Consider the following 11697-nt stretch of genomic DNA (forward strand, 5'->3'; position numbering starts at 1 on the left):
AGACCTCCGTGATCAAGCCCGACCTCGGCATCACCGTCCCCGACGAACTCGGATCGGTGCACTTCATCGGCATCGGCGGATCGGGCATGAGCGGTATCGCGCGCCTCTTCCACCACGCCGGGCACCGGGTCACCGGATCGGACGTGCGCGAGTCGCACCCGATCGAGCAGCTCCGCGAGCTCGGCATCCCGGTCGCCATCGGTCACGACGCGCAGAACCTGGGCGACGCGGAGGCCGTCGTCGTCACCTCCGCCCTCTGGCCGGACAACCCGGAGTACGTGCTCGCGAAGGAGCGGGGCCTGCCCGTCCTGCACCGCTCGCAGGCGCTCGCCTGGCTCGTCCGCGGGCACCGCCTCGTCGCGGTGGCCGGCGCGCACGGCAAGACCACTTCGACCGGCATGATCGTGACCGGTCTGCTGGGTCTCGACGCCGATCCGAGCTTCGTGAACGGCGGCATCATCGAGAGCCTGGGCACCTCCTCGGCGGCCGGGTCGAGCGACCTCTTCGTCGTCGAGGCGGACGAGTCGGACGGCAGCTTCCTGCTCTACGACACCGCGGTGACGCTGATCACCAACGTCGATCCCGACCACCTCGACCACTACGGCTCGCTGCAGGCGTTCGAGGACGCGTTCGTCACCTTCGCGTCGAACGCGGGCGAACTCGTCGTCATCTCCTCCGACGACCCCGGCGCGGTGAAGGTCTCCGAGAAGCTCGAGGGCAAGAGGGTCCTCACCTTCGGCGAGGCGGAGGGCGCCGATGTGCGGGTCGTCGACCTGGAGCTGGTGGGCCCGGTGGGCTTCACCGTCGAGTTCGAGGGCCGCCGCTACTCCGCCCGCCTGCGCATCCCGGGCCGTCACAACGCCGTCAACGCGGCCGGCGCGTTCGCCGTGCTGGTGGGCCTCGGCTTCGATCCCGCCGCCTCGCTCGAGGCGGTGTCGGCCTTCGGAGGGACCGAGCGCCGGTTCGAGCTGCACGGTGCGGTCCGCGGCGTCAGCGTCTACGACGACTACGCCCACCACCCCACCGAGGTCGCGGCCGCACTGTCGGCCGCGCGGACCGTCGTGGGGGAGGGGCGCATCATCGCGGTGCACCAGCCGCACCTGTACAGCCGGACCCGACTCTTCGCGAAGGAGTTCGCCGAGACGCTCGAGCGCTACGCCGACGAGACGATCGTGCTGGACGTCTACGGCGCTCGCGAGGACCCGGAGCCCGGCGTCACCGGCGCGCTCGTCAGCGGCAAGTTCGCCGACCCGTCGCACGTGTCCTTCCTCGCCGACTGGCAGGAGGCCGCGGAGCAGACCGCACGCCTCGCGCGCGAGGGCGACTTCGTCATCACGCTGGGCTGCGGCGACGTCTACCGGATCATCCCGCAGCTGCTCGAGTCGCTCGGAGCGAGCGAGGACGCCGCGGTCGGTCGATGACCCGAGCGGATCGACCGGGGCGACGGGCGTGAAGCGGCCCGAGGGGCGCCGCCCGGCGCCGCCCGTGCACCCGGAGCCGCGCGAGCGGGAGTCCATGCCGGAGTCCAGCGGAGAGCCGACCGAGCCGATCCGCATCGTCCCGGCTACTCGTTCCGCCTCGTCGACGCCGGCTGAGGAACGACCGACGGAACGAGCGTCATCCGGTTCCGGCGCGTCCTCCGCTCCCGCCTCTGCGCGGCGCACCGCCTCCCGGGCTGCGGCCTCCGCGCGCTCGGCCGTCGCCGGGCTCCGGATGCCCGGCGCCGAGCAGCGCGCCGTCGCGCGAGCCGCACGCACCCGGCGCCGGTTCGAGCGCGGCGAGGTGCGCCGCTTCACCCGGCGCGCCCGCCGCCGCCGCCTGACCGCGCTGGTCGTCGCCGGATCCCTGGTGCTCCTCGCGATCGTCGTCGCGGTCGCGGCGTACTCCCCGCTGATGGCGGTCAGGACCATCGAGATCACCGGCACCGCGCGCATCGACGCGGTCGCGCTCGAGGACTCGCTGTCGGATCAGATCGGGGTCCCACTGACCCTCGTCGACCGCGACGCCGTCGGCGACGTGATCGGCGGCTACCCGCTCATCCAGAGCTACTCCCTCCAGACCCGCCCGCCGAGCACACTGGTCGTGTCCGTCGTCGAGCGGACTCCGGTCGGCGTCCTGCAGAACGGGGACCGCTTCGACCTGGTCGATTCGGCGGGGGTCGTCATCGAGACCTCCGACACGGCCCCGGCCGGTTACCCGACCCTCACCACGCCGTCGGGCGGAGCGACGGGGACGGCGTTCCACTCGCTGGCCCGGGTGCTGCTCACGCTCCCGGCGTCCCTCGACGGGCGGGTCGCCGCGGTGACCGCCACCACGGGCGACGACGTCACGCTCACCCTGAGCGACGGAGCGGTCGTGATGTGGGGCGGGCCCGACCGCTCGGCGCAGAAGGCGATCGTCCTCGAGAAGCTCATGGCGGCCACGGACCCGGCGGAGGTGTCGTCGTACGACGTGTCCTCGCCCGCCGCTGCCGTCGTCGGCCGACGCTGAGCCCCGGCTCGGACGGATCCGCTCGGCTCTTTGCCGAATGCGGGCGTGTCTGTCGCGAGCGGGAGCGGACTCCGCCTACCGTCGATCCCACACCCCAAATGCATACTCAGCATAACTTTAAGCCTCAACTACAGGTTTAAGGTTCAGCCCGGAGGCCGGACACGTGACTTCACACCAGAACTACCTCGCCGTGATCAAGGTCGTCGGCATCGGCGGCGGCGGCGTCAACGCCGTCAACCGCATGATCGAGCTCGGCCTTCGCGGCGTCGAGTTCATCGCCATCAACACCGATGCACAGGCGCTCCTCCTCAGCGACGCCGACGTCAAGCTCGACGTCGGACGCGAGCTCACCCGTGGACTCGGCGCGGGCGCCGACCCCGAGGTCGGCCGCCGCGCCGCCGAGGACCACGCCGAGGAGATCGAGGAGGTGCTCGCGGGCGCCGACATGGTCTTCGTGACCGCCGGAGAGGGCGGCGGCACCGGCACCGGCGGCGCACCCGTCGTCGCGCGCATCGCCAAGTCGATCGGCGCCCTGACGATCGGCGTCGTGACCAAGCCCTTCGGGTTCGAGGGACGTCGTCGCCAGACCCAGGCCGAGGCGGGTGTCGCGACGCTCAAGAACGAGGTCGACACCCTCATCGTCGTCCCGAACGACCGCCTGCTCGAGATCAGCGACCGCGGCATCTCGATGCTCGAGGCGTTCGCCACCGCCGACCAGGTCCTCCTCGCCGGTGTGCAGGGCATCACCGACCTCATCACCACTCCGGGCCTGATCAACCTCGACTTCGCCGACGTCAAGTCGGTCATGCAGGGCGCCGGATCCGCGCTCATGGGCATCGGATCCTCGCGCGGGGCGGACCGCGCGATCAAGGCCGCCGAACTCGCGGTCGCGTCCCCGCTGCTCGAGGCGAGCATCGACGGCGCGCACGGCGTGCTGCTCTCGATCCAGGGCGGATCGAACCTCGGCATCTTCGAGATCAACGACGCCGCCCGACTGGTCCAGGAGGCGGTGCACGCCGAGGCGAACATCATCTTCGGTGCCGTCATCGACGACACCCTCGGCGACGAGGTGCGCGTCACGGTCATCGCGGCCGGCTTCGACGGCGGAGAGCCGGGCGGGCAGGCTCCCGCGGCCCTCGCTCAGCCCCGCACGCAGCAGAGCGCGGCGTCGGAGTCGTCCGAGCCGGTCCCCGTGGCCGCGGCCGCCCCCGCCGCCGGATCGATCTGGTCGAGCGCGCCCGTCGCGGCTCCGGCGCCGGTCGCCGACCCGTCGTTCGACGACGACGACAGCGACCTCGACATCCCCGACTTCCTCAAGTAGTCGGCCGTGACCGATCCCGAGCTGGCCGCGCGCTGGTCCTCGGTCTCCGAGCGGGTCGCCGATGCGGCCCGCTCGGCCGGTCGCGATCCCGGTGCCATCACCACCATCGTCGTGACCAAGTTCCATCCCGTCGCGCTGATCCGCGATCTGCTCGAGCTGGGCGTCGTCGACTTCGGCGAGAACCGGCACCAGGAGGCGCAGGAGAAGGCGGCCGAGCTCGCCGGCACCCCCGCGCGCTGGCATTTCATCGGGCAGCTGCAGAGCAAGAAGGCCCGGCAGGCGCGTCGGTACGCGTCGGCGGTCCACTCCGTCGACCGCCTCGCCCTGGTTCCGCTCCTGGACGCGGGCGAGGACGCTCTCGACGTCTTCCTGCAGATCAACCTCACCGACGATCCGGACCGCGGAGGCGCGGCACCCGACGACGTCGAGCACCTCGCCGAGGCCCTCGCGAGCGCCGCACACCTGCGCTTCCGGGGCGTCATGGCGGTCGCTCCGCTCGGCGAGGACCCCCGACCCGCGTTCGCGCGACTCCGCGTGCTCTCGGAGCGCGTGCGCGCCATCGTTCCGTCGGCCTCCGCGGTCTCGGCCGGCATGTCGCACGACTTCGCCGAGGCGATCGCGGAGGGCGCGACACACCTGCGAATCGGGTCGGCAATCACCGGCAATCGACCCGCCCGCCCTTAACCTCGACCTGACCCACTAGTGGGAGCAGACACGACACGGAGGACACAGATGGCCAACCCGCTGAAGAAGACGATGGTCTACCTCGGACTCGCCGATGAAGAGGTCGAGTACGAGCGCGCCGACACCGTCGAGGCGGCTCCGACCACGGCCCACCGCGCCCCGGTCTCGCCCGTCCAGCCCGTCCCGCCGGTCGAGCAGACCGCTCCGCAGCAGCCCCGCGCGACGGTCACCCCGCTCCGCAAGCCCACCCCCCAGACTCCGAAGGCGACGGCCCACGCCGAGATGAACGAGATCCTCACCGTCCACCCCAAGCAGTACCGTGACGCGCAGGTCATCGCGGAGAACTTCCGCGACGGCATCCCCGTGATCATCAACCTCTCGCAGATGAGCGATGCGGACGCCCGTCGTCTCATCGACTTCGCGAGCGGCCTCTCGCAGGGCCTGTACGGCCGGATCGAGCGCGTGACGAGCAAGGTCTTCCTGCTCTCGCCGTCGCACATCACGGTCGCCGGCGACTCGGCCTCCGCCGAGAGCGACGCCGACGCGTCGTTCTTCGCGAAGTCCTGACCCCGGGGAGCCCTGGCCAGCGGTGACCTCCGTCGTCTCGCTCCTCGGGAGCGTCCTCTACTTCGTCCTGCTCCTGTACTTCTTCGCCATGTGGGCGAGGTTCGTGCTCGATCTTGTGCGGGTCATCCGCCGGGACTGGCGTCCGCGCGGCGCCGGTCTCGTCGCCGCCGAGACCGTCTACACGGTCACGGACCCGCCCATCTCCTTCTTCCGGCGGCTCATCAAGCCCGTGTCGATCGGTCCGATCGCCCTCGACTTCGGCTGGAGCCTCACCATGCTCTGCGTGATCGTGGGCATGTACATCGCGACCTGGCTCCGCGCCGCCTGATCCGACTCCGGCCGCTCCCGGTGATCCCTCAGCCGAGGGACGCACCGGTCGGTGCCGGGATCACTTCCGCTCCCTGTATCGTGGGGGCGTCCTGACGTTCTCCGCGGTGCTCGCACTGCGCCGCGTTCACGAAGTTGCTAGCTTTAGTCGAACGTCGATAAACGTGTACCTACTTGAAATCGAAGGTGGAAAGCCATGGCGCTCACTCCCGAAGATGTTGTCAATAAGCGGTTCCAGCCGACGAAGTTCCGCGAGGGCTACGACCAGGACGAGGTCGACGACTTCCTCGACGAGGTCGTCGTGGAGCTCCGCCGCCTGAACCAGGAGAACGAGGAGCTGCGCCAGAGCCTCGCCTCCGGCGGCTCCGACGCACCGCGCGACGCCGCGCCGGTGACGTCCCCCGCTCCCGTCGTCGACGAGACCCCGGCTCCCGAGCCGGAGCCCGAGCCCGAGCCCACTCCGGCGCCCGCGCCCGTCGCCGCTCCCAGCGCGTCGCAGTCGGTTCCGGTCGACGAGGCCGAGTCCTCCAGCGGACTTCTGCAGCTCGCCCGCCGTCTCCACGAGGAGCACGTCCGCGAGGGCGCCGAGAAGCGCGATGCTCTCGTCGCCGAGGGTCGGGCGACCGCCGCCCGTCTCGTCGCCGAGGCCGAGGCGAAGCAGCGCCAGCAGCTCGCGAAGCTCGACGAGGAGCGCGCGACCGTGGAGCACCGCATCGACGAGCTCCGCACCTTCGAGCGCGAGTACCGCCAGAAGCTGAAGAGCTACATCGAGGGTCAGCTCCGCGAGCTCGACGTCCAGCCGGTTCCGGCGGAGTCGTCCTCGTTCCCCGGCTTTGGGGCGTAGCACCACCGCAGCGAACGTCAGGCCGAGGGTGCTCGTCACCCTCGGCCTCGTTGCGCTCGCGGTGTTCGCGATCGACCAGATCGCGAAGCACCTGGTCACGACGACCCTCACGCTCGGCGAGGACGTCCACGTCCTGGGCGACGTCCTGATCCTCCACTACGTGAAGAACCCGGGGGCGGCGTTCTCGCTCGCGAGCGGCTCGACCTGGATCTTCTCGATCATCGCCGCGTGCGTGGTCGTCGCGGTGATCTGGTTCGCCCGGCGCATCCGCTCGGCCGCCTGGGCGCTGTTCTTCGGGCTGCTGCTCGGCGGCACGCTCGGCAACCTGTTCGACCGTCTCTTCCGCGAGCCGTCCTTCGGCCTCGGACACGTCGTCGACTTCCTCTACACGCCGTGGCTGCTCCCGGCGATCTACAACATCGCCGACATCGCCATCTGCTCGGCGATGGCGATCTTCGTGATCCTGAGTCTGCGTGGCGTGAACCTCGACGGCACGCGCACGACGAAGGCGAGTGAGGCCGCCGCGGCCGAGGAGTCGTCCGACGCCGCGCGATCGGCCGACGACGCCGACGCGCCGCACGGCGAGCCGAGGACCGGCGCCTGATGGTGCAGTCCCGCTCCTTGCCCGTCCCCGACGGGCTCGACGGCCTGCGCACCGACGCCGCCGTCGCCAAACTCCTGGGCTTCTCGCGCACCTTCGCCGCCGACGTCGCGGAGGCCGGGGGAGTGACGGCCGACGGCCGCGTCCTCGACAAGAGCGACCGGGTCGTCGCCGGCTCCTGGCTGACGGTCGAGTGGTCACCCCGCGAGGAGCCGCGAATCGTCCCGATCGCCGTGCCCGATCTCGGCATCGTGCACGACGACGACGACATCGTCGTCATCGACAAGCCGGTCGGAGTCGCGGCGCATCCCGCGGTCGGCTGGGAGGGCCCCACGGTCCTCGGCGCTCTCGCGGCAGCCGGTTTCACGGTGTCCACGTCGGGAGCGGCCGAGCGTGCGGGCATCGTCCACCGCCTCGACGCCGGCACCAGCGGCCTCATGGTCGTCGCGAAGTCGGAGCGGGCCTACACCCACCTCAAGCGCGCGTTCCACGACCGCACGGTCGAGAAGGTGTACCACGCGGTGGTCCAGGGTCACCCGGACCCGCTCGCCGGCACGATCGACGCTCCGCTCGGACGCCACCCCTCCTCGGACTGGAAGTTCGCGGTGCGGGCCGACGGCAAGCCGTCCGTGACCCACTACGAGACCATCGAGGCCTTCCCGTTCGCCTCGCTGCTCGAGATCCACCTCGAGACCGGCCGCACCCACCAGATCCGGGTGCACATGGCCGCCCAGCGCCATCCGTGCGTCGGCGACGCGATGTACGGGGCCGATCCCACTCTGTCGGCCCGGCTCGGACTCACCCGGCAGTGGCTCGACGCGGTGCGCCTGGGCTTCGCACACCCGGGTTCGGGGGAGTGGGTCGAGTTCCAGGCGTCCTATCCCGACGACCTCGCGCACGCGCTCTCGGTGCTGCGCGGGGAGTGATCCGCGGCACCCGCCGTCGGGCCGCCTCCGCGCGGTTAGACTTTTCCACCGCGGTCGTTCACGACCCTCCCCGGGTCCCCGGTCCCCTCGCTCGCAGTCCGTCGGAGGCGCATCCTTGCCGAGTAACGATTCCTTCGTCCACCTCCACGTGCACAGCGAGTACTCGATGCTCGACGGTGCCGCGCGGGTGAAGCCGCTCATCGACGCGGCGGTCGAGGAGGGCATGCCCGCGATCGCCGTGACCGACCACGGCAACGTGTTCGGCGCCTTCGACTTCTGGCGCACGGCGACGGCAGCGGGCATCAAGCCGATCATCGGCACCGAGGCGTACCTCACCCCCGGCACGCACCGCTCGGACAAGACGCGGATCCGCTGGGGCGACGGCGGCGGCGACGACGTGTCCGGCTCCGGCGCCTACACCCACATGACGCTGCTGAGCTCGACGACGACGGGGATGCACAACCTCTTCCGGCTGTCCTCGCGGGCGTCGATCGAGGGCTACTACTTCAAGCCCCGCATGGACCGCGAGATCCTCTCGCAGTACTCCGAGGGCCTCATCGGCACGACCGGCTGCCCGAGCGGCGAGGTGCAGACGCGCCTGCGGCTGGGGCAGTACAAGGAGGCCCGGCAGGCGGCGGCGGACTACCGCGACATCTTCGGCAAGGAGAACTTCTTCGCCGAGATCATGGACCACGGCCTCGACATCGAGCGCCGGGTCATCGGCGACGTGATCCGGCTCGCCAAGGACCTCGACCTGCCGCTCGTCGCCACGAACGACCTCCACTACACGCACGCGCACGACGCGACCTCGCACGCGGCGCTGCTCTGCGTGCAGTCGGGCACCACCCTCGACGACCCCAAGCGCTTCAAGTTCGACGCCGACGAGTTCTACCTCAAATCGCCCCGCGAGATGCGGCAGGTCTTCCGCGACCACCCGGAGGCGTGCGACAACACGCTCCTCATCGCGGAGCGCTGCGATGTGCAGTTCGACACGAGCGCGAACTACATGCCGCGCTTCCCGGTGCCGGAGGGGGAGACCGAGGACACCTGGTTCGTCAAGGAGGTCGAGGCGGGACTGCGCGAGCGCTACCCCGACGGCATCTCCGACGAGGTCCGCGCCCGGGCCGACTACGAGACGCAGGTCATCCTGCAGATGGGCTTCCCCGGCTACTTCCTCGTCGTCGCCGACTTCATCAACTGGTCCAAGCGCAACGGGATCCGCGTGGGTCCCGGCCGAGGATCCGGCGCCGGCTCGATGGCCGCGTACGCGATGAAGATCACCGACCTCGACCCGCTGCGTCACGGCCTGATCTTCGAGCGGTTCCTGAACCCCGATCGCGTCTCCATGCCCGACTTCGACGTCGACTTCGACGACCGTCGCCGCGGCGAGGTCATCCGGTACGTGACCGACAAGTACGGCGACGAGCGCGTCGCGCAGATCGTCACCTACGGCACCATCAAGGCGAAGCAGGCGCTCAAGGACGCCTCGCGCGTGCTGGGCTTCCCGTTCGGCATGGGGGAGAAGCTGACCAAGGCGATGCCCCCCGCGATCATGGGCAAGGACATCCCCCTCAGTGGCATCAACGACCCCGCGCACGCCCGCTACAAGGAAGCGGTCGACGTCCGGAACGTGATCGCCGAGGACCCCCAGGCCAAGCTCGTCTTCGACACCGCGCTCGGACTCGAGAACCTGAAGCGGCAGTGGGGCGTGCACGCCGCGGGCGTCATCATGTCGAGCGATCCGCTGCTCGACATCATCCCGATCATGAAGCGGGAGCAGGACGGCCAGATCGTCACGCAGTTCGACTACCCCGCGTGCGAGTCCCTCGGCCTGATCAAGATGGACTTCCTGGGGCTGCGCAACCTCACGATCATCGACGACGCGCTCGATAACATCCGGGCCAACCGCGGGCAGGACCTCGTGCTCGAGGACCTCGAGCTCGACGACCCCGCGGCCTACGAGCTCCTCGCCCGCGGCGACACCCTCGGCGTGTTCCAGCTCGACGGCGGCCCCATGCGCGGGCTCCTGCGGCTGATGAAGCCCGACAACTTCGAGGACATCTCGGCCGTGCTGGCGCTCTACCGTCCTGGTCCGATGGGCGCCGACTCCCACACGAACTACGCGCTGCGCAAGAACGGCGTCCAGCCGATCACTCCGATCCACCCCGAGCTCGAGGAACCGCTCGCGGAGGTGCTCGGCGGCACCTACGGACTGATCGTGTACCAGGAGCAGGTCATGTCGATCGCGCAGAAGCTCGCGGGCTTCACGCTCGCGCAGGCCGACCTGCTGCGGCGCGCGATGGGCAAGAAGAAGAAGTCCGAGCTGGACAAGCAGTTCGAGGGCTTCTCGGGCGGCATGATCGCCAACGGGTACTCCATGGAGGCCGTCAAGACGCTCTGGGACATCCTGCTGCCGTTCTCGGACTACGCCTTCAACAAGGCGCACTCGGCCGCCTACGGCGTCGTCTCGTACTGGACGGCCTACCTCAAGGCGCACTACCCCGCGGAGTACATGGCGGCGCTGCTGACGAGCGTCGGCGACTCCAAGGACAAGATGGCGGCGTACCTCAACGAGTGCCGCCGGATGGGCATCAAGGTGCTGCCGCCGGACGTCAACGAGTCCATCGGCTTCTTCACCGCGGTCGGGACCGACATCCGCTTCGGCCTGGGCGCCGTCCGCAACGTCGGCACGAACGTCGTCGAGGGCATCCGCGCGGCACGGGAGGAGAAGGGGCGCTTCGAGACGTTCCACGACTTCCTCCGCAAGGTGCCGATGCAGGCGACCAACAAGCGCACCATCGAGTCGCTGATCAAGGCCGGCGCGTTCGACTCGCTCGGATCCACGCGCCGTGCCCTCGTCGAGATCCACGAGGACGCCGTCGAGGCGGCCGTCGGAGAGAAGCGGAACGAGGCCAACGGACAGGTCGGCTTCGACTTCGACAGCCTCTGGGACGAACCGCAGGCGGCGGTCCAGGTGCCCGAGCGGCCCGAGTGGGCCAAGCGCGACAAGCTCGCCTTCGAGCGGGACATGCTCGGCCTCTACGTGTCGGACCACCCGCTCGCGGGCCTCGAGACGGAACTGGCCAAGCACTACAGCACGACCATCGCCGATCTCCTCGTGTCGGAGACCATCGGCGACGGCGAGACGGTCGTCGTCGCCGGGCTCGTGACGAGCGTCCAGCACCGCATGGCGAAGACCTCGGGCAACCAGTACGGGATGATCCAGGTCGAGGACTTCGGCGGCGAGATCACCTGCATGTTCATGGGCAAGGCGTACCAGGAGTTCGCTCCCGCGCTCACCAACGACTCCATCGTGGTCGTTCGCGGCCGCGTCAGCATGCGCGACGACGGCATGAACCTGCACGCCTTCAGCCTCTTCGCCCCCGAGATGAACCAGGACGGCGACTCCGGGCCGCTGACCGTCTCCCTGCCCGAGTCCCGCGCGACGACCGACACCGTCTCGCAGCTCAGCGACGTGCTCATCCGCCACTCCGGCTCGACCGAGGTGCGGCTGAAGCTCATCAAGGGCGACACGGCCCGCGTCTTCGAAGTGCCGTTCCCTGTCCGGATCACCCCCGACCTGTTCGGAGAGCTGAAGTCCCTGCTGGGGCCCAACTGCCTGTATTGAAGTCGACGCCGGTCCCTGCCCGGCGTCGCGCGGTCGGCTTCGCGACGGGATGCGTCGGGTGGAGCGGGGTGCGTCCGGCTAAGGCGATCCGCTGGGACGCGGATCACCGGTTCGCCTCGGGGGTGCTGCGAGGTGGGGAGGCGCGCCCGCGGCGGCGCGCTCCTTGCAGCTCCCCACACGGACGGCTCGCCGCCGCCCCCGCTGGTCGAGTAGCCGCGCAGCGGCGTATCGGTGATTGCCTTGGTGGTGTCGCGGGGTTCTGACTCGATCGCGTATCTGACGCCTAGCCGGGCTGTCTTGGTCTCGAAC

The 11697-nt window shown here is 70.1% G+C and carries 10 protein-coding genes; all 10 read left to right on the plus strand.

The genetic code is table 11. From position 1 onward, the window contains the following. The first annotated feature begins 8 nt into the window (after positions 1-8). The 10 genes from murC (at position 9) to dnaE (ending at position 11388) form a co-directional block, all read left to right on the plus strand. Positions 9-1421 carry a UDP-N-acetylmuramate--L-alanine ligase gene (murC, locus tag ASF48_RS18755; protein WP_055794971.1) on the plus strand — a complete coding sequence of 471 codons (1413 nt, stop codon included), beginning with the start codon at positions 9-11 and terminating at the stop codon, positions 1419-1421. A 292-nt stretch (positions 1422-1713) separates the two neighbouring features. Next, positions 1714-2490, plus strand: a complete 777-nt coding sequence (locus ASF48_RS18760; protein ID WP_146168473.1) for a cell division protein FtsQ/DivIB — start codon at positions 1714-1716, stop codon at positions 2488-2490. 163 nt (positions 2491-2653) lie between these two features. Further along, positions 2654-3811, plus strand: a complete 1158-nt coding sequence (gene ftsZ / locus ASF48_RS18765; protein WP_055794975.1) for a cell division protein FtsZ — start codon at positions 2654-2656, stop codon at positions 3809-3811. A 6-nt stretch (positions 3812-3817) separates the two neighbouring features. Beyond that, positions 3818-4495, plus strand: coding sequence for a YggS family pyridoxal phosphate-dependent enzyme (locus ASF48_RS18770; RefSeq protein WP_055794978.1), 678 nt, complete (start codon positions 3818-3820; stop codon positions 4493-4495). 48 nt (positions 4496-4543) lie between these two features. Next, complete coding sequence (locus ASF48_RS18775; protein WP_055794981.1) at positions 4544-5062, plus strand: cell division protein SepF; 519 nt, start codon at positions 4544-4546, stop codon at positions 5060-5062. Between the two features lie 22 nt (positions 5063-5084). Continuing rightward, on the plus strand, positions 5085-5390 hold the full coding sequence (locus ASF48_RS18780) for a YggT family protein (RefSeq protein ID WP_055794987.1): 306 nt from the start codon (positions 5085-5087) through the stop codon (positions 5388-5390). 195 nt (positions 5391-5585) lie between these two features. After that, entirely contained in the window at positions 5586-6233 is a 648-nt protein-coding gene (locus tag ASF48_RS18785) for a DivIVA domain-containing protein (RefSeq protein ID WP_055794989.1), read from the plus strand. A 28-nt stretch (positions 6234-6261) separates the two neighbouring features. Continuing rightward, a complete protein-coding gene (gene lspA / locus ASF48_RS18790) occupies positions 6262-6837 on the plus strand; it encodes a signal peptidase II (protein ID WP_055794991.1) in 576 nt (191 codons plus the stop codon). 2 nt (positions 6838-6839) lie between these two features. Then, entirely contained in the window at positions 6840-7760 is a 921-nt protein-coding gene (locus ASF48_RS18795) for an RluA family pseudouridine synthase (protein WP_055795043.1), read from the plus strand. Positions 7761-7926: 166 nt separating this feature from the next. Further along, on the plus strand, positions 7927-11388 hold the full coding sequence (gene dnaE, locus ASF48_RS18800; RefSeq protein WP_055795046.1) for a DNA polymerase III subunit alpha: 3462 nt from the start codon (positions 7927-7929) through the stop codon (positions 11386-11388). Positions 11389-11697: the final 309 nt, after the last annotated feature.

The sequence above is a fragment of the Rathayibacter sp. Leaf299 genome, from assembly GCF_001423055.1.
Lineage (GTDB): Bacteria > Actinomycetota > Actinomycetes > Actinomycetales > Microbacteriaceae > Rathayibacter > Rathayibacter caricis.

Coding starts and splice junctions, on each gene's coding strand:
- ASF48_RS18760 (WP_146168473.1), top strand. CDS start 1,714: ATGCCCGGCGCCGAGCAGCGCGCCGTCGCGCGAGCCGCACGCACCCGG.
- ASF48_RS18775 (WP_055794981.1), top strand. CDS start 4,544: ATGGCCAACCCGCTGAAGAAGACGATGGTCTACCTCGGACTCGCCGAT.
- ASF48_RS18785 (WP_055794989.1), top strand. CDS start 5,586: ATGGCGCTCACTCCCGAAGATGTTGTCAATAAGCGGTTCCAGCCGACG.
- dnaE (WP_055795046.1), top strand. CDS start 7,927: ATGCTCGACGGTGCCGCGCGGGTGAAGCCGCTCATCGACGCGGCGGTC.